Raw genomic sequence first — 16,802 nt, 5'->3', positions numbered from 1 at the left:
ACGGGGCCGGGCAATGCACACGCACCGCAGCCGCTGATGTCAGGACGCGTCGCCTTGCGCGTCGACGTCGATGCCCAGCTCGCCGGCCATGCGCAGAACCAGCGCATTCAGCCGCGCCACGTCATCCGCGAGGCGCTTCTGTTCGGCCTTCAGCGCTTCGAATTCCGAAGGCGGCACGGAATCGGCGCCACCGGCATCCGCGCTCGCGAAGTCGGCCAGGTTCACTTCGCCGCACATCAGGTGCATCCAGCGGTTCTCGCGCGCGCCCGCCGCACGCGGCAGCCGGACGACGAGCGGCTGCGCACGCGCCGCGAGTTCGTCGAGGAACGCCTCGACCGACGAGATATCCGCGAAACCGTGCAGGCGTGCGCTGTTCAGGCGCAGCTCGGCGGCCGTCTGCGGGCCGCGCAGCAACAGGATCGTCAGCAGCGCGATCGCCTGGCTCGGGATGCCGAGCACGCGGTTCATGTTGTGCTCGAAACGCGGCACGCGACTGCTGCTGCCTTCCATCACGATGCTCAGGTGCTTCAGCCCGTCGAGCGCGGTCGTGACTTCATCCTCGCTGACGTTCATCACCGGCGAGCGCGCGGTTTTCTGGTTGCAGCCCGCGGTCAGCGCATTCAGTGACAGCGGATAGGTGTCCGGCACCGTGTGCTGTTTCTCCACGAGCACACCGAGAATGCGGGCCTCGAGGGGCGTGAGTTCGCGAAGGGCGCGTGGCGTGGGCGTATCCGGCGTGGTGTTCATGGGTGGCGTCGCAGCATGCAGCAGTGAAGGGAAACGGTCGCGGCCCGTCCGGCATCGCGCACGGGCGAGCCATATGATAGCTCGCGTCGCGTGGCCCGGCGCCGCGCGACGTGCCGGCGCGCGCACTTGCCGCAGCAGGCTTTCGTCCAACGTATCGGCCGGCCGGTGCCGTACGGCAATGGATGCGCGCCGCACGGCGGCGTTTGCGCGACGCGCATGCGGGCGCTACGATATGCGTCACCCCGACGTCCGCAGCGCAGCACGACCGCCTTCGCACGCCAGCCACGCATCGCCCGTCCCGCACGCCATGCCGCCGCGCATGCGCACCGTTCGTCGACGCCGCTCATCCCGTTCACCCCTTCGACCCGTTCACCGCCATGACCGCATCCTCTTCCGCACCGCACGTGCGCGCCATCGTCACCGGACACACGCGCGGCCTCGGCGCGTCGCTCGCCGAACAACTGCTGCTGGAAGGCGTCGCCGTGCTCGGCGTGTCGCGCAGCCGTCATCCGACGCTCGCGTCGCAAGCCGGCGACCGTTTCGCCGAAATCGAACTCGACCTGTCCGACACGCCGGCCGTCGCGGCCTGGCTGGCGGACGACACGCTGCGCCGCTTCGTCGACGGCGCGTCGATCGTGCTGCTGTTCAACAACGCAGGCATCGTCGATCCGATCGGCCCGCTCGCCGCGCAAGACCCGGCGATCGTCGCGCGCGCGGTCGGCGTGAACGTCGCGGCGCCGCTGATGCTGTCGGCCGCGCTTGCACAGGCGGTATCGGCCACGACCGAATGCCGGATCCTGCACGTGTCGAGCGGCGCGGCACGCAACGCTTACGCGGGCTGGAGCATCTACTGCGCGACCAAGGCCGCGCTCGATCACCATGCGCGCGCGGTCGCGCTCGACGCGAACCGTGCGCTGCGGATCTGCAGCGTCGCGCCGGGTGTCGTCGATACGGGCATGCAGGCAACGATCCGCTCGACCAGCGAAGACAATTTCCCGATGCGCGAGAAATTCGACCAGTTGAAGTCAAGCGGCGTGCTCGCGACGCCCGAGGCAGCCGCGCGACAATTGATCGGCTATGCGCTGAGCGACGCGTTCGGCTCGGTGCCGACCACCGACGTGCGAGAACTGCCGAGCCACTGAGTCACGCGGCCACGCGGCCCGTCATCGCCCTTCGAGCCGCTTCGTCCAGTCTTCTACCTGCCGCTCCGTCCGGCGCTTTTCGAGCATCTTGCGCCAGCCGGGCGGCAGTATCGGCACGTCGCACAGCGCATCGAGCGCGGTCATGTCGAGCGTGCGCCGGTACAGCACGTCGAGCACGCTAGACAGCGACCATTGCGGATAGTCGCGCCGATGCAGCGCGAGCACGTCGCCCGTCGTCACCCACCCCTCCTGCAGCACACGGTAGTACCAGCCGGTTCGGCCGCTTTGCTGCACGAGCGCGGCCATCCGCGGATGATCGAAACGTGCGTTGAGCTTCCAGCACGGCTGCCGCGACTGCGACACCTGAAGCACGGCGCCGCCCAGCGTGAACTCGTCGCCGAGACACACGTCGTGCTCGGTCACGCCGTGCGTCGACAGGTTCTCGCCGAACGCGCCCGGTTGCGCGAGCACGTCGCGCGCGCCGATCTGCGCCGACCACCACGCATAGTGATCGTGCGCGTAGTGGTGAACGGCCTTGTCGGGGCCGCCGTGATGCCGTGCATCGCCCTGCTCATCGCCGGCGAAGCCGAGCGTGCCCAGCCACAGACGGGAGCCGACCGCCTGCTTGTCGATCGCGCTGGCGTGCGGCGTGCCGGCCAGCGGCCGGCGCTTGCCGACCCGCACCGCGCCGATGGCGGCCGAGATCGCCGGCCGTGCCGCATCGCTCATGTCGTCACACCGTCCGGCAGTGCCGCGAGCAGGCGTTCTAGTTCGCGCGTGCGCGCGTCGCCGAGCGGCATCAGCGGCTTCCTCGGTTCGCCGGCATCGAAGCCGCGCAGGCGCAGCCCGGCCTTCACGGTCACCGGCAACCCGCCGTTGACGATGAACTGCAGCAGCGGCAGCTGCGCATGAAAGACCGTCCGCGCGCGCGCCAGGTCGCCCACGCGCATCGCGTCGAACAGCGCCAGCGGCAACGCCGCATTCAGGTTCGGCGCGGCCGTGCACCATCCGGCCGCGCCCGCTGCAAGCGCGGCGAGCGCCATCGGATTGCTGCCGTTGTAGAACGGGATCGCGCCGTCGCTCAGCTGTGCGAGCCGGTGCATCCGCCCGATGTCGCCGGTGCTCTCCTTCACCATCGTCACGTTTTCGACGGTCCGGCAGATCGTCGCGATCAGGTCGGGCGACATGTCGACGCCGCTCGTCGCCGGGTTGTTGTACAGCATGATCGGGATGCCGATGGCGTCGCCGATCGCGCGATAGTGCGCGACGATCTCGTCGTTGCCGAGCTTCCAGTACGACACCGGCAGCACCATCACCGCATCGGCGCCGGCCTGTTCGGCGAAGCGCGCGCGGCGCACCGCGCCCGCTGTGGTGAGATCGGAAATGCCGACGACGGTCGGCACGCGCCGGCGCACTGCGCGAATCGACGCGGTGGCGACCGCCTCCCATTCGGCGTCGGACAGGTACGCGCTTTCGCCGGTACTGCCCAGCGGCGCGATCGCGTGGACGCCGTCGGCGATCAGGCGCTCGATCAGCGCGTCGAGCGTTTTCAGGTCGATGTCACCGTCAACGGTGAACGGCGTAACCGGATAGGCAATGATGCCTTTCAGCAAGATGGACACGATAGGTATTCCTCAGTGATGGTCGGACACGGCGGCGACGAATCGCCCGCTCATGCAACGCAGTCCTGGTGCGTGCGCAATGCCCGGCGCGCGTAGTAGTCGAACGTCACCGCATCGCGCTTCGGCTTCGAAATCCAGTCGTGCGCTTCGCGCGCCAGCGCCGCCGGCACCGGCTTGATCTCGCCGGCCGACATCGCGAGCAGCTGCAGCTTTGCGGCCCGCTCGATCAGCAGCGCGAGGATGCACGCCTCCTCGATCGTCTTGCCGACCACGAGCTGGCCGTGATGCGACAGCAGAATCGCGCGCTTGCCGCCGAGCGCCTTCGAGATGATCTCGCCCTCCTCGTTGCCGACCGGCACGCCGGGCCAGTCCTTCAGGAACGCGCAATCGTCGTACAGCGGGCAGGTATCCATGTGCGACACGACGAGCGGCTGCTCGAGCATCGACAGCGCCGCGACATGCGCCGGATGCGTATGGATGATGCAGTTCACGTCCGGGCGCTCGCGGTAGATCCACGTATGGAACCGGTTGGCCGGATTCGGGATGCCTTCGCCGTCGACGACGTCGAGATCCTCGTTGACGCGCAGCAGATTCGCGGCCGAGATCTCGTCGAAACCGAGCCCGAGCCGCTGCGTGTAGTACGTGCCGGCGTCGCCCGCGCGGCAGGTGATCTGCCCGGCCAGGCCCGAGTCGTGACCGGCGTCGAACAGGATCCGGCACGTGAGCGCGAGCTTCTGCCGCGCGGACCAGCCGCTGTCGCCCACCTCGTTGTCGAGACGCCGCTCCGCCAGCGCGACCAGCGCCTCCTTCGTCAGATTCAGCGTTTCCGCCATGTTCACCTCCTGAATGGATCGGGTCGGCCGCGCCGTCCGCAGCCGCTTTTCCCGGAACACATGACACACGATACACCACAGGACACTCTGTGTCATGCGTTACAATCGGTTTTTCGAAGGACACCTGGCGCCCCATGACGATTCGCCTGAAGCTGCTCAGAAAACAGAAGGGCTGGACGCTCGATGTGCTGGCCGACGAGACGGGCCTCACCAAGAGCTACCTGTCGAAAGTCGAGCGCGGCCTGAGCGTGCCGTCGATCGCGGTCGCGCTGAAGCTGTCGAAGGCACTGAATGTCGACGTCGAGCAGTTGTTCTCGGAGAGTCACAACCGCGAGCTGATCACGGTCACGCGCGCCGGCGAGCGCACGGCGATGGGCGCGGCGGCCGACAGCCAGGCGCACCGCTTCGAAAGCATCGCGGCCGGCGTCGCGCCGAAGAAGATGCTGCCGTTCGTCGTGCATCCGCCGCACGAATTCGTCGCGTCAACGTTCCGCGAGCACGAAGGCGAGGAATTCCTGTTCGTGCACAAGGGGCGCGTCGAAATCGAATTTCCGAACGAGACGGTGCAACTCAAGACCGGCGATTCAGTCTATTTCAACGCACTCATCCCGCACCGCACGCGCAGCCTCGGCGCCGCGCAGGCGGAGATCCTGGTCGTCGTCAGTCACGACGACTAGCATCGTTACCTCTTCGCGCAAGGATCCCCGATGGTCACGAAGGCCACCGCACCGTTCCAGCAGATCAAGACGCTCGTTCGCCAGAACGTCGAATCGGGCGACTGGCGCCCCGGGGACCGCATTCCGTCCGAGCTCGATCTCGCCGCCCAGTTCAGCGTCGCACGCATGACGGTCAACCGCGCGCTACGCGAGCTGACCGAGGAAGGCGTGCTGAAGCGCATCGCGGGCGTCGGCACTTTCGTCGCCGAGGTGAAGCCGCAGTCGAACCTGCTGATGATCGCGCACATCCGCGACGAAATCCGCGCACGCGGACACGAATATCGCTGCCGCGTGCTGAGCCGGTCGAGCGAACCCGCATCGTTCGACGTCGCGGCCGCGTTCGGCCTGCCGGTCAACACGCCGGTGTTTCACGTGGTGTGCGTGCACGAGGAAAACGGCCGACCGATCCAGCTCGAGGATCGCTACGTGAACCCGGCCGCCGCGCCCGGCTTCATCGACCAGGATTTCCAGGTCGAACCGCCGTCCGAGTACCTGTTCAACAACGTGTCGCACGACGAACTGGAGATCGAGCACGTGGTCGATGCGTCGCTGCCTACCGGCGAACAGGCGCGGCTGCTCGACATGCGCGCCGATGAGCCGTGCCTCACGCTCACGCGCCGCACCTGGACGAACGGGCTGCCCGTCACGTTCGTGCACTTCCTGCATCCGGGCAACCGCTACCGGCTCGGTTCGCGCTTCAAGCCGGGCGCCGGACGCCACCCGACCTGATCCTTCGTTACACCCTGCGCATGAAAGCGCAAGGCGGCCGCTTCGCCACGAAACGGCCGCCTTGCTCGTTGCATAGGGCCGTCAGATCGCGCCGGCCTGCCCCGCGCCACGCGACCACACGACCGGAAACAGCGGGTGATCGAGCGGCGCGCCGTCGGGCAGTTGCTCCGCGAGCCCGGGGAAATCAGGCGACGTCTTCCAGCGGCGCGGCGCGTGACGGATATCGTCGCCGACGAAGCGGATCGAGAACGCGCGACGGCGATTCTGCGTCCCGCCCGACGCATGCAGCGTGAGCATCCGGAAGCACACCATGTCGCCGGGCTCGAGCGCCCAGTGGCGAATCGGGAAGGCCGCGCGATCGCCTTCGATGTCGGGCAAGTCAGCCAGGCTGCCTTCCGGGAACCATTTCGCCTCCTTGTCCATGAACGTGCGCGGCATCAGCCACGGCCCGAGATGCGAGCCCGCGACGAATTCCAGCGTCGATTCGAGCGGCACCGGATCGACCGGGATCCACATGCTGACGTTGTCGTCGCCCTCGATGTTGTAGTACGGCTGGTCCTGGTGCCACGGCGTGCGCTGCCGCGTGCCGGGCTCCTTCACGAGCAGGTGGTCGTGATGCAGCCGCACGTGCTCGGAGCCCATCAGCGCGGCGGCGACCGACGGCGCCGGCGAGCGCACGATGAAGTCGCGATACGCGTCGTTGTGCTGCCAGTTGCAGAAATCCTCGAAGAACCAGCCCGGATCGTCGGGCCGGCTCGCGACTTTCGCGCGCTCGCTGGGCTGCGCGAGATTCGTGTCGATGCCGGCGCGCAGCGCGGCAACTTCGTCGGGCGAGAAGATGCCCTTGATGCAGACCGCCCCTTCTTCGCGGAACGCGGCGATCAGTTCGGGTGTCACGGCTTGCGCGACGCGATCCTGGATACTCGTCATGGTGTGCCTGTCGATGGAATGAATCACGGAATCACGGTGCGGAAGTCAGCTGTTGCTTCGCGCCGTAGATGTCGAAGTCGAAATATTTCGCGGCGATCTTCTGGTACGTGCCGTTCGCGCGGATCGCGACGATCGCGTCGTTCAGCCGCTTCTTCATCGCTTCGTCGCCCTTGCGCACGCCCATCGCGACGCCGTAGCCGGTGATCCGCACGTCGGTCACGTCGGGGCCGGCGAACGCGTAGCCCTTGCCGCGCGGCGTCTTCAGGAACGAGTAGCCGGCCTGCGTCTTGTCCTGGAAGGTCGCGTCGAGGCGGCCGTTGACGAGATCCTGGTACACCTGGTCCTGGTTCTGGTACGAGACGATCGTCACGCCCTTGGTCGCCCATTCGGCCTTCGCGTACGCCTCCTGCGTCGTGCCCTGGTCGATCCCGATGCGCTTGCCCGCGAGCGACGCGGCGGTCGGCAGCAGCGTCGAGCCGACCGGCGCGACGAGCGCGCCCGGCGACGCATACAGCTTGTTCGAGAAGTCGATCTGCTTGAGGCGCTCGTCGGTAGCCGTCATCGCGGACATGATCACGTCGAACTTGCGCGCGCGCAGCGCCGGAATCATCCCGTCGAAGCCCTGCTCGACCCACACGCACTTCGCATGCAGCTGCTCGCAAATCGCATTGCGCAGGTCGATGTCGAAGCCGGCGAGCGAGCCGTCCGGCTGCTTCGCCTCGAACGGCGGATACGTGGGGTCGATGCCCCAGCGGATCGTCGACGCGTCCTGCGCGAACGACACGAGCGGCGCGAACGCCAGCGCGGTAACGAGGAGCTTTGCAGTGCGGTTCATGGCATGTCCTTGAGAGTCTCGACGCGGCGGGCAAGCGCCGGCGTCCGGTGGGGAGCGGCGCGCCGGAACGCCCGACGCGGTGCGCGAAAGACAGGGACTTCGATGAAACTGAGATGCAGTCTAGACCGCTAGATTTTTGAGCGCAAGCGGGGGAACCGGGGGTGGGGTGGATTGAGGGTGGGTGGAGGCTTGAATCGGGAAAGAAGAAATGGGGCGGCACTTGCAGAATGACTGTCTGGTGGGGTTTTTCTGGCCTTTTTGAGGTGCTTACCCTGCGCGACTCACGCTCGCCACAGGACATGTTTTTCCGGATATCTGTGGGATGACGATGTCTATACTGGCGATCGCAGCAGGGTCTCGGCCCATATTTTTCCAACGTTACGGGCGATACGCCCTATACCACGATGGAATTTTCCAAGGACGAAAGCTTATCCCGAGATGTAAGATATACCTTACATTCTAGATCGCTGTACCCTGCCGGGAGGTCGCCATGCAACTCTATGAAATTGGTCAAGCCGTCGCGAAACGGCGGGCGGAACTCGACCTCACGCAGGCCCAACTTGCAAAGCTCGCCGGCTTGTCTCGCCTCACCGTGAACCAGCTCGAAACCGGCAAGGTCAAGGATCTCGGCATCAACAAGCTGATCCCGTTGCTCAGCGTGCTCGGCATTGAACTCCTGGCGCTACCGCGGCAGCCGCAAAACGGTCTCTACAAGGCCGTCGTGAGTTCAAACGTTAGCTATCAGGGTGAATTGACCGAACGACTGTTAGCCGATGCGCTTGCTACCGGACGGATTCCGGACGGATACGAATCGCAGTTCTCCGTCATCCTCGACGAGGTGCCGCTGCCTGTCGTGGTAAAGGCGGCCGAGGAAGCCTCCGAGCGCTCGGGCACCCCGCTTCGGGCCATCTGGAAAAACCTTGCCGCATGGTCGAAGGATCTTCATCTGTACCGGGAGGTATGGGCATGACTGCACCATCCCCCTTGCCTGACGGCCCATGGCAAGGTCTTTTCCGTCACGCGCTGACGCTGGTCGACGAGATACGGAAGCACGGCACGTCGAATCCGTTCTGGACTTTTGGTGGTGGCACGGTCCTGATGCTGCGCCACGGCCATCGCGTCAGCAAGGATGTCGACATCTTCGTACCCGATCCGCAGTATCTCGGGTACGTGAATCCCCGCATCAGCGACGCCGCATCCGACATCACGACAAACTACGAGGAACACGCCGGGTTCGTGAAGCTCGTGCTGCCAGACGGCGAAGTCGATTTCGTGGTCTCCCGGAATCTGACGGCTCCCGGCTACGACGAATGGACACTGATGGATCACGTCGTCAAGGTCGAGACTTCCGCGGAGATCGTCGCCAAGAAAATGTGGCACCGTGGCGATCGACCGACCGCGCGGGACCTGTTCGATCTGTGCCTGGTCATCGAGCGGGAACCAGAGAACCTGATGGGAGCCGGTGCATTCCTCGTCCGGCATCGCGATACGTTTCTGCGTTTGCTCAAGGAGCATCGTGCGTTCGTACAGCCACGCTTCGACGACATCCGGACACTCGGCTACACGCCGTCGTTCGACTATTGCGTCGAACTGGCCGAAGCATTCCTGCAGAAGCTTCCCGGCGGCACGCCCGAACAAAAATCACGCCGCCGATGACCCCTACCGCGCCCCCGCCGCCGCCAGCACCCGCTCGATCGCCCCATACCCGCGCTGCCGCGCATGCTGCAGAGGCGTCTCGCCGTTGGAATCCGCCAGATTGACGTTCGCGTGCCCGTCCACGAGCAGCTGTACGATCCGCACATACCGCTCGCTGCCGTCGCCGAGCATGATCGCCTCCAGCAGCGCGGTCCAGCCGAGCCGGTTTACATGGTCGATGTTCACCCCCACATCGATCAACGTGCGCACCGTATCCACATGGCCGCGCTCCGCCGCCGGAATCAGCGCGGTGCCGCGATACCGGTTCGTGCTGCGCAGGTCGGCGCCATGCGCGAGCGTCATCTGCAGGATGCCGAGATAGCCGCGCGCACCGGCATACAGGTACGGGCTGTCCTGGAGCGCATCCTTCGCGTTGACGTCCGCGCCCGCGTCGATCAGCACGCGCGCCGCATCGACATGATTGCCGTGCGTCGCGATCAAGAGCGCCGTGCGGCCCTGCCCGTCACGTGAATCGATCTGCGCGCCGCGCTCGAGCAGCGTGCGCACTTCGCCCGCATCGCCGCGATCGGCCGCGCTGCGCAGCCGGCCTTCGAGCGCGCCGCCGTCGGCGGCGGCCACCGCGGACGTGAGCGTGGTCAACGCAAACGAGCCGATGATCGCGATCCGCTTGAAAAACATCCCGTTTCCTCCTTGCGTGCCGCGCGCACCGAAGCGCGGCCGATGCAATGCGTCAGACGTCCTGGCGGTGTGGCGCGACGCCGCGCCGGATCCGGCGAAACCGCGATTGCCCGCGGCGTCCGGCCATGTTAAAAGTCGTCGCACGCATTTGAAAATGAAATGTTCGAATCCGCCGAAGTGCAGAAATGAATAGACCCCTGTTCGACCTCGACCTGCTGCGCGCGCTCGTGATGGTCGCCGATTGCGGCAGCTTCACGACCGCGTCCGCGCGGCTGCATTCGACGCAGTCGACGGTCAGCCAGAAGGTGCGCCGGCTCGAGGAAATCGCCGGGCACCGCCTGCTCGACCGCGGCACGCGCGACGTGCGGCCGACCGACGCGGGCGTGACGGTGCTCAGCTATGCGCGGCGCATGATCGCGCTGAACGACGAGATGCTGGAAGCACTGTCGGGCGCCACGGTCGCGCTGACGATCCGGCTCGGCGTGCCCGACGATTTCGCGGCGGGCCGCACGACGCATGCGCTCGCGGCGTTCAAGCGCGCGCATCCGCAGGTGAAGCTCGAAGTGATGTGCGGGCTGAGCCGCGACATCAGCGCCGCGTACGACCGCGGCGAGCTCGACCTCGTGCTGATCAAGCAGCGGCGCGACAGCCGCGAAGCCGTCGTGCGCTGGCCCGAGAAGCTGCGCTGGATCGACAGCGCGAAGCATCCGACGATCGATCTCGACCCGGTGCCGATCGTCGTATTCCCGCCGCGCGGGCTCTATCGCGACGACATGATCAAGGCGATCGAGGAGCGCGGCCGCCGCTGGCGGATCAGCTTCACGACGTCGAGCCTGAGCGGCATCCAGGCCGCCGTGGCGGACGGGCTCGGCATCAGCGTGCTCCCGGCGCGCGTGGTGACGGACGAGCACGTCGTGCTGACCGCGAAGCAGGGTTTCGCGCCGATCGAGCACATGGACATCGCGATCCTGCATCGGCCGACGGCCGACCCGATGGTCAGCGAGCTGACGAAGGCACTCGCGACGATGCTGGAGCTCGAGGAGTAGCAAGCAGGCAGGATGCGGCGGCAATGTGAAGGACGCCGCGCCGCCGCAGGCACGGCCGATGCGACGAAATCGCGGGCGCGTGGAAACGCCCGCGCGCCCAGTACGTGTCAGAACATCGTGTTGCCGTTCGCGGCCTGCTCGGGCACGGGTTGATTGACGTCCCAATGCTCGACGATCTTGCCGTTCTCGAGCTTGAAGATGTCCATGATCGCGCTGCCGCGCGTGCCGGGTTCGCGCACCGCGTGCACGTGCAGGATCACGTAGTCGCCGTCGACGAACGAACGCTTGATCTCGCTGTGCGACTGCGGATATTTGTCGCGCAGGAATGCAACGAACTTGCGGAAGCCGTCGCGGCCGTCAGCCGCGTTCGGGTTGTGCTGCACGTAGCGATCGCCGACGTATGCGAGCGCAGCGTCCGCATCCTTCTCGTTCAGGCCTTTTTCGTAGAACGCGAGCACCGTCCGCCGGTTGGATTCCTGCTGCGCGTCCGTCGGGCCGGCCGCCACCGCATGCGCGGTGCTCACGGCGAACAGGGCCGCCGCCATCCATCGTGCGGCTCGTGCCGCTGTCGTGCATCGCATCGTCGTCTCCCGGGAAATCCCGCTGAAAACCGGATCATACCGGGGCGACGCTGTGCTCACGCTTCACTCAGACCAGCGCACCGTTACGCGCAACGATCTTCCCCGACGACACGACGAACCGCCGCACCGGCCGCGCGACGACAGCCTCGGCGAACGTCAGCGCGTCGACGAGCACGACGTCCGCGCGGCTGCCCGGCTGCAGCCCGTAAGCGTCGAAGCCGCAACCTCGCGCCGCGCCGTGCGTCACGCAGTCGAGCGCGATTTCGAGCGCATCGTCACGGCGGAAATCGTTGCGCATGCCGATCAGCATCGCGCGTTCGAGCATGTCGGGCGACCCGTACGGCGTCCACGTGTCGCGCACGCCGTCGTTGCCGCCGATGACCGTCACGCCCGCCGCGCGGCACGCGGCCACCGGCGGCACGGGCACCGCCGCCGGCGCCGTCGTGACGAGCCCCACGCCGAGTTCGGCCATCCGCGCGAGCAACGCATCGCGCTCGCGTTCGGCGATGTCGCCGAGACAGAACCCGTGGCTGATCGTCACCTTGCCCTGCATGCCGTGCGCGGCTGTGCGCTGCAGGATCAGGTCGAGCGAGTACGCGCCCATCGATCCGCGCTCGTGCAGATGAAGGTCGAGCCCGCGGCCGTGGCGCTCGGCGATCGCGAACAGCACGTCCACCGCCTCGACCGGATCGCCTTCGATCGCGCACGGGTCGAGCCCGCCGAGCAGATCGGCACCGGCGGCAAGGGCTTCGGACAGCAGTGCGTCGGTGCCCGGCCGCTTGAGCACGCCCGATTGCGGAAACGCGACGATCTGGATCTCGACCTGCCCGCGCAGCGTCTCGCGCGTCGCGAGCACGCCGTGCAGATGCCGCAGCCCGGCTTCGGTATCGATGTCGACGTGCGTGCGGATGCGCGTCGTGCCGGCCGCGAGGAACGCGCGCGCCAGTGCGAGCGACGCGGCGCCGGCGTCATGGCCGCTCGTCGCGCGATAGTGGCGTTCGTTCTCGATCCGGTCGACGAGGCGAGGCCCGACCTGGTTGCGATACCACGGCATCCCCCAGTGCGTCTTGTCGAGGTGCGTGTGGCCTTCGACGAGGCCGGGCAGTGCAAGCGCGCCCTCGCCGTCCTCGATCGCGCAGCCGGCGGGCGCGTCGAGCGACGGGCCGATGCGCGCGATGCGATCGCCTTCGATCAGGATGTCGAGCGCGGCGTCGGCGCTCGGGCGGACGTTGCGGATCAGCAGGTTCGTCATGTCGGTTCCGGTGTGGTCGGTCAGTGCGGTCAGTCTGTGCGAAAGGGGCACGGCAAGTGCCGTGTCGCCGGTCAGGTCGGTCAGCGCGTGAAGCGCAGCGCGGGGGCGAACGGCGCACCCGTGTCGCTTTCGCCGCGACGGAACACCCAGCGCTCGGCCGGCACGCCCGCGACGGCCGCCGCCGCATTCGGCGCACGCACCGCGACGAACGTCGCATCGCAGCCGACCGAGATTCCATAGTTATCCTTGCCGATCACGCGCGCGCCGGCGTGCGTCGCCATGTCCAGCGCGATGCCGAGTGCTTCGTCGGTGTAGAAGCCCGATCGATAGCCGACCATCATCGCGCGCTGCAGCATGTCGCCGTTGCCGTACGGCCACCATGCGTCGCGGATATTGTCGTTGCCCGCGAACACGTGCACGCCCGCATCGCACAGCGCTTGCACCGGCGGAAACGCGCAGTCGCCCGGCGCATTCGTCAGGATCGACACGCCGGCTTCAGCCAGTGCCGCCGCGGTGCGCTGCACGTCGTCATCGCTCACCTGGCCGAGCGCGTACGCGTGGCTCACGTTCACGCGGCCGCCGAGCCCCGCCGCGCGCGTGCGCGCCGCGATCCGCAGCAGCTGCGCGATGCCCGTTTCACCGGGCTCGTGCAGGTGGATGTCGATCTTCGCGCCACGCTTCTCGGCGATGCCGAACACGATGTCGAGCTGGCCGTCCGCATCGCCGTCGAGCGTCGTCGGGTCGATCCCGCCGACCACGTCCGCGCCTTCGCGCACGGCTGCGTCGAGGATCTCGGCGGTACCCGGGCACGTGACGACGCCGGCCTGCGGGAACGCGACGAGTTCGATATCGACGATCCCGCGCCATTGCTCGCGCGCGGCCATCACGGCCTGCAGGTTCGACAGGCCCGTCGTCGCATCGACGTCCACATGGCTGCGCATCGCGACCGTGCCGAATGCGGCGGCCTGCGCGATCAGCGCGTTCGCGCGCTCGACGATCGGCGGCGCGGCCGCGAGCTGGCGCTTTTCGACCGCGAGCCGCTCGCGCAGCGTGCCGACCGGTTCGTGCGGCACCCAGCGATCGCCGACGAAGCTCTTGTCGAGGTGGATGTGGCCATCGACGAAGCCGGGCAGCACGACGCGGCCGCCGAGGTCGATCGTTTCAGCGCCGGGCGCGGCGGCGCAATCGGCGCCGATCGCGGTAAAGCGGCCGTCACGGACGACGAGGTTGATAGGCTGGCCGCCGGCGTCGACGGCGTTGATGAAGATACGATCGGTCATGGCTCGGAATGTGGGGCGGTCGCGGCGCGACACCGGCGCGGACAGGGGAAGGAACCGCAGCCGGCACGGTGCGACCGTTGGCAGGGAATCCGGCCACGATATCGGACGCCACCGCCCGAGGCCAATTAAAAGTCGCGATGCCGCGCATTCGATTTCGCGATGCGCGGTGCGCGCGGCTGCGGGGCATGGCACGGCGATGGGGCGGGATCGTGGGGAAAACGGGGGAAAAGCCGAGAACCGAGCCGCGTCGGCGTCACCGGAATGCGGGCGTCCGGGAGCCGTGTCGCGCCCTTGCCGGGCCTCGCTTCAGCGCCCCGCCAGGGCGGCGATTTACGCGGCAACAGACTTTACACGTTGTTACCCGGCCGCACCGGACGCGCCACCGGCCATTCCTTATACTCACGCCGAGTTCGCCACCCGTCCCGGCTTTCGTCGGCGAACCCGTTGCCGATGCAGGAACCATCATGATGCGCATGCCTTCCACGAAGACCGTTCTGTTCGCCTCGCTCGTCGCCGTCGCGGCGCTTCCGCTGACCGCCTGCGTCGCGCCGGGTTACTACGGCGCGCAGCCGGGGTATCCGCAGCAGCAGCAGCAATACGCGACGCCCGGCTACGCGCAGCCCGCGTACTCGCAACCCGGCTACGTTCAGCAGCAACAGCCGTATCCGAACCAGGCGCCGCAGCCGTACGATCAGTACGGCAACCAGCAGCAATACGGGTCGCAGCCGTATGACCAGTACGGCAATCAGCAGCAATACGGCAACCAGTACGGCAACGGCTACGGCACGCAGTACGGCACGGTCTCGAACATCCAGCCGGTCAACGGCTCGGTCGGCACGTCGGGTGTCGCCGGCACCGTCGTCGGCGCGCTGGTCGGCGGCCTGGTGGGCAACCAGTTCGGCCGCGGCCACGGCCGCGATGCGGCAACCGTGATCGGTGCGCTCGGCGGTGCGGTGGCCGGCAACCAGATCGGCCAGCAGATGGGTGCCGCGCAAGGCCCGAGCAGCTACCGGATCGACGTGCAGGTCAGCGACGGCTCGATGCGCTCGTTCGACGTGCAGTCGCCGGGTAACCTGCGGCCGGGCGATCGCGTGCAGATCAACGGCAATCAGCTGGCGCGGTATTGATTTCGATGCGATGCGCCTGACCCGATCGGGCGCGTCTTCGCGCGTTTGACGTCGGGTGCGGGGCCGGCGCGACGAGCGCCTGCTTCACGCCACCCTCATCCTTCGTGCCGGCGCGGCGCGCATGACGCGCCGCCGCTCCCTGCCACCGCGCCTTCGCACCCGCCTCCAACGCGCTCCGTCGCACGACCACTCCCCCGCACCAACAGCCGCGACTCAGCGCATGACCGTCACACGCGCTCGACGCCAAGCCCGACACGCGTCGACCGCGCGGCGGCCTGCAGGTGCCGCGAACGCCGGTAGATGATCGCCATCAACGCCATCACCGCCGCGCCCGCATACAGCGACCCGCGTGTCGTCGGATCGACGCCGAGCATCACGAACACGAACACGACGAACACCAGACAGATCCACGACGTGACCGACGCGTACGGCATGCGGAACGCCACCGTCTCGCCGCGCGCGGCCAGCACGCGCCGGAACCGCATGTGCGTCAGCACGATCATCGCCCAGATCACGGCCACGTCGAACGACAGGAACGACATCAGCCAGCCGAACACGCGTGCAGGGATCACGTAGTTCAGCACCACGCCGACCGACATGAACAGCACGGTCGCCCGCACCGCGCGCGACGGCGACCCGCTGGCGCTCAGCGCCGCGAACGACGCGGGCGCGAGGCCGTTGCCGGCCATGCTCGACAGCATGCGCGCGCCGCTGAACACGATGCAGTTGAAGCTCGACAGCGCGGCCGTCACGACCACGAAGTTGACGATGCCGGCCGCCTGCCGCAGCCCGAGCGATTCGAACGTCGTCACGAACGGGCTGCCATGCTCGCCGAGCTCGTGCCACGGATACAGCGCCATGATGACGAACAGCGCGCCGACGTAGAAGATCAGGATGCGCCACAGCACCGAGTTGATCGCGCGCGGGATCATCTTCTGCGGCTCGCGCGCCTCGCCGGCCGTGAGGCCGATCATCTCGACACCCGCGAACGAATACGCGACGATCGGCAGCGCGCTCACGACCCCGAGTACGCCGTGCGGAAACACGCCGCCGTGGCGCCACAGGTTCGACAGGCCGACGGGATCGCCGCCATGTCCGATCCCCGTGAACACGATCAGCGCGCCGCCCGCGATCATCAGCACGATCGTCACGACCTTCACGATCGCGAACCAGAACTCCAGCTCGCCGTACACCTTCACGTTGAGCAGGTTGAATGCCGAGATCGCGGCGATGGCCGACACGACCCACAGCCACTGCGGCACGTCCGGAAACCAGAAGCCCATGTAGATGCCGATGGCGGTCGTTTCCGCGACACCGACGCCGACCATCAGCAGCCAGTAGCTCCAGCCGACCACGTAGCCCGCGAACGGCCCGACGTATTCGAACGCATACGCACCGAACGAGCCGGACACCGGCCGGTGCACGGCCATCTCGCCGAGCGCGCGCATGATCAGGAAGATCATCGCGCCGCCGATCAGGTACGCGACGAGCGCGCCGGGCCCGGCCGCCTTGATCGCGGACGCCGAGCCGAGGAACAGGCCGACGCCGATGGCCATGCCGAGGGCCATGAACGAGATCTGGCGCGCGCCGAGCTCGCGCCGCATCGTGTGCTGTTGCATGTTGTCTCC

Annotated in this window: 18 protein-coding genes; 7 read left to right on the top strand and 11 right to left on the bottom strand. The window is 67.4% G+C overall.

What is annotated here, in order from left to right; all coding sequences use genetic code 11:
• Positions 1-39 precede the first annotated feature (39 nt).
• Positions 40-747 carry a YceH family protein gene (locus tag G3O06_RS12665; protein ID WP_205816228.1) on the bottom strand — a complete coding sequence of 236 codons (708 nt, stop codon included), beginning with the start codon at positions 745-747 and terminating at the stop codon, positions 40-42.
• Positions 748-1,124: 377 nt separating this feature from the next.
• Between G3O06_RS12665 and G3O06_RS12660 the strand changes: the two genes are divergently transcribed.
• Positions 1,125-1,889 (top strand): SDR family oxidoreductase, encoded by a 765-nt coding sequence (locus G3O06_RS12660; protein WP_205816227.1) that lies wholly within the window; start codon positions 1,125-1,127, stop codon positions 1,887-1,889.
• Positions 1,890-1,910: 21 nt separating this feature from the next.
• Here G3O06_RS12660 and G3O06_RS12655 read toward each other — a convergent pair whose 3' ends face one another.
• From G3O06_RS12655 to G3O06_RS12645, 3 genes are read right to left on the bottom strand one after another with little or no spacing between them, the layout of a single operon-like run.
• The gene (locus G3O06_RS12655) at positions 1,911-2,618 is read right to left on the bottom strand and encodes an MOSC domain-containing protein (protein ID WP_205816226.1); all 708 of its coding nucleotides are present in this window, start codon (positions 2,616-2,618) and stop codon (positions 1,911-1,913) included.
• Complete coding sequence (locus tag G3O06_RS12650; RefSeq protein ID WP_205816225.1) at positions 2,615-3,511, bottom strand: dihydrodipicolinate synthase family protein; 897 nt, start codon at positions 3,509-3,511, stop codon at positions 2,615-2,617. Before G3O06_RS12650 ends, G3O06_RS12655 begins: the two co-directional genes overlap by 4 nt.
• A 50-nt stretch (positions 3,512-3,561) precedes the next feature.
• On the bottom strand, positions 3,562-4,344 hold the full coding sequence (locus G3O06_RS12645; RefSeq protein WP_205816224.1) for an aldolase: 783 nt from the start codon (positions 4,342-4,344) through the stop codon (positions 3,562-3,564).
• A gap of 134 nt (positions 4,345-4,478) precedes the next feature.
• On the opposite strand from G3O06_RS12645, the gene G3O06_RS12640 reads away from it, so the two are divergent.
• Together G3O06_RS12640 and hutC are read left to right on the top strand one after the other, a co-directional pair.
• Positions 4,479-5,021 (top strand): XRE family transcriptional regulator, encoded by a 543-nt coding sequence (locus G3O06_RS12640; RefSeq protein ID WP_174917881.1) that lies wholly within the window; start codon positions 4,479-4,481, stop codon positions 5,019-5,021.
• Between the two features lie 30 nt (positions 5,022-5,051).
• The gene (gene hutC, locus G3O06_RS12635; RefSeq protein ID WP_174972870.1) at positions 5,052-5,789 is read left to right on the top strand and encodes a histidine utilization repressor; all 738 of its coding nucleotides are present in this window, start codon (positions 5,052-5,054) and stop codon (positions 5,787-5,789) included.
• Between the two features lie 81 nt (positions 5,790-5,870).
• Here hutC and G3O06_RS12630 read toward each other — a convergent pair whose 3' ends face one another.
• The gene (locus G3O06_RS12630) at positions 5,871-6,719 is read right to left on the bottom strand and encodes a phytanoyl-CoA dioxygenase family protein (RefSeq protein WP_174972868.1); all 849 of its coding nucleotides are present in this window, start codon (positions 6,717-6,719) and stop codon (positions 5,871-5,873) included.
• Positions 6,720-6,750: 31 nt separating this feature from the next.
• Positions 6,751-7,554: an ABC transporter substrate-binding protein gene (locus G3O06_RS12625; RefSeq protein WP_174917884.1), complete on the bottom strand. Its 804-nt coding sequence runs from the start codon at positions 7,552-7,554 to the stop codon at positions 6,751-6,753.
• Positions 7,555-8,044: 490 nt separating this feature from the next.
• Between G3O06_RS12625 and G3O06_RS12620 the strand changes: the two genes are divergently transcribed.
• The gene (locus tag G3O06_RS12620; RefSeq protein WP_174972866.1) at positions 8,045-8,524 is read left to right on the top strand and encodes a helix-turn-helix domain-containing protein; all 480 of its coding nucleotides are present in this window, start codon (positions 8,045-8,047) and stop codon (positions 8,522-8,524) included.
• Positions 8,521-9,210 carry a nucleotidyl transferase AbiEii/AbiGii toxin family protein gene (locus G3O06_RS12615; protein WP_174972864.1) on the top strand — a complete coding sequence of 230 codons (690 nt, stop codon included), beginning with the start codon at positions 8,521-8,523 and terminating at the stop codon, positions 9,208-9,210. Before G3O06_RS12620 ends, G3O06_RS12615 begins: the two co-directional genes overlap by 4 nt.
• Positions 9,211-9,213: 3 nt before the next feature.
• Here G3O06_RS12615 and G3O06_RS12610 read toward each other — a convergent pair whose 3' ends face one another.
• Complete coding sequence (locus tag G3O06_RS12610; protein ID WP_205816223.1) at positions 9,214-9,888, bottom strand: ankyrin repeat domain-containing protein; 675 nt, start codon at positions 9,886-9,888, stop codon at positions 9,214-9,216.
• A 185-nt stretch (positions 9,889-10,073) separates the two neighbouring features.
• Between G3O06_RS12610 and G3O06_RS12605 the strand changes: the two genes are divergently transcribed.
• Positions 10,074-10,934, top strand: a complete 861-nt coding sequence (locus G3O06_RS12605) for a LysR family transcriptional regulator (protein ID WP_011353685.1) — start codon at positions 10,074-10,076, stop codon at positions 10,932-10,934.
• A 107-nt stretch (positions 10,935-11,041) separates the two neighbouring features.
• Here the strand turns inward: G3O06_RS12605 and G3O06_RS12600 are convergent, their stop codons facing one another.
• The 3 genes from G3O06_RS12600 to G3O06_RS12590 form a co-directional block, all read right to left on the bottom strand.
• A complete protein-coding gene (locus G3O06_RS12600) occupies positions 11,042-11,515 on the bottom strand; it encodes a nuclear transport factor 2 family protein (RefSeq protein WP_205816222.1) in 474 nt (157 codons plus the stop codon).
• Between the two features lie 67 nt (positions 11,516-11,582).
• Positions 11,583-12,767, bottom strand: coding sequence for an amidohydrolase family protein (locus G3O06_RS12595; protein WP_205816221.1), 1,185 nt, complete (start codon positions 12,765-12,767; stop codon positions 11,583-11,585).
• An 80-nt stretch (positions 12,768-12,847) separates the two neighbouring features.
• A complete protein-coding gene (locus tag G3O06_RS12590) occupies positions 12,848-14,047 on the bottom strand; it encodes an amidohydrolase family protein (RefSeq protein WP_205816220.1) in 1,200 nt (399 codons plus the stop codon).
• 464 nt (positions 14,048-14,511) lie between these two features.
• Here G3O06_RS12590 and G3O06_RS12585 point away from each other — a divergent pair, with 464 nt between their 5' ends.
• On the top strand, positions 14,512-15,174 hold the full coding sequence (locus tag G3O06_RS12585) for a glycine zipper 2TM domain-containing protein (RefSeq protein WP_205816219.1): 663 nt from the start codon (positions 14,512-14,514) through the stop codon (positions 15,172-15,174).
• 227 nt (positions 15,175-15,401) lie between these two features.
• Here G3O06_RS12585 and G3O06_RS12580 read toward each other — a convergent pair whose 3' ends face one another.
• The gene (locus G3O06_RS12580) at positions 15,402-16,793 is read right to left on the bottom strand and encodes an amino acid permease (RefSeq protein ID WP_205816218.1); all 1,392 of its coding nucleotides are present in this window, start codon (positions 16,791-16,793) and stop codon (positions 15,402-15,404) included.
• Positions 16,794-16,802 lie beyond the last annotated feature (9 nt).

The organism is Burkholderia sp. Ac-20345 (assembly GCF_017104825.1).
GTDB lineage: Bacteria > Pseudomonadota > Gammaproteobacteria > Burkholderiales > Burkholderiaceae > Burkholderia > Burkholderia lata_B.
This window is presented reverse-complemented; position numbering and strand designations above follow the sequence as displayed.

Coding starts and splice junctions, on each gene's coding strand:
- G3O06_RS12625 (WP_174917884.1), bottom strand. CDS start 7,554: ATGAACCGCACTGCAAAGCTCCTCGTTACCGCGCTGGCGTTCGCGCCG.
- G3O06_RS12620 (WP_174972866.1), top strand. CDS start 8,045: ATGCAACTCTATGAAATTGGTCAAGCCGTCGCGAAACGGCGGGCGGAA.
- G3O06_RS12645 (WP_205816224.1), bottom strand. CDS start 4,344: ATGGCGGAAACGCTGAATCTGACGAAGGAGGCGCTGGTCGCGCTGGCG.
- G3O06_RS12590 (WP_205816220.1), bottom strand. CDS start 14,047: ATGACCGATCGTATCTTCATCAACGCCGTCGACGCCGGCGGCCAGCCT.
- G3O06_RS12655 (WP_205816226.1), bottom strand. CDS start 2,618: ATGAGCGATGCGGCACGGCCGGCGATCTCGGCCGCCATCGGCGCGGTG.
- G3O06_RS12580 (WP_205816218.1), bottom strand. CDS start 16,793: ATGCAACAGCACACGATGCGGCGCGAGCTCGGCGCGCGCCAGATCTCG.
- G3O06_RS12640 (WP_174917881.1), top strand. CDS start 4,479: ATGACGATTCGCCTGAAGCTGCTCAGAAAACAGAAGGGCTGGACGCTC.
- G3O06_RS12605 (WP_011353685.1), top strand. CDS start 10,074: ATGAATAGACCCCTGTTCGACCTCGACCTGCTGCGCGCGCTCGTGATG.
- hutC (WP_174972870.1), top strand. CDS start 5,052: ATGGTCACGAAGGCCACCGCACCGTTCCAGCAGATCAAGACGCTCGTT.
- G3O06_RS12610 (WP_205816223.1), bottom strand. CDS start 9,888: ATGTTTTTCAAGCGGATCGCGATCATCGGCTCGTTTGCGTTGACCACG.
- G3O06_RS12630 (WP_174972868.1), bottom strand. CDS start 6,719: ATGACGAGTATCCAGGATCGCGTCGCGCAAGCCGTGACACCCGAACTG.
- G3O06_RS12595 (WP_205816221.1), bottom strand. CDS start 12,767: ATGACGAACCTGCTGATCCGCAACGTCCGCCCGAGCGCCGACGCCGCG.
- G3O06_RS12615 (WP_174972864.1), top strand. CDS start 8,521: ATGACTGCACCATCCCCCTTGCCTGACGGCCCATGGCAAGGTCTTTTC.
- G3O06_RS12660 (WP_205816227.1), top strand. CDS start 1,125: ATGACCGCATCCTCTTCCGCACCGCACGTGCGCGCCATCGTCACCGGA.
- G3O06_RS12665 (WP_205816228.1), bottom strand. CDS start 747: ATGAACACCACGCCGGATACGCCCACGCCACGCGCCCTTCGCGAACTC.
- G3O06_RS12600 (WP_205816222.1), bottom strand. CDS start 11,515: ATGCGATGCACGACAGCGGCACGAGCCGCACGATGGATGGCGGCGGCC.
- G3O06_RS12585 (WP_205816219.1), top strand. CDS start 14,512: ATGATGCGCATGCCTTCCACGAAGACCGTTCTGTTCGCCTCGCTCGTC.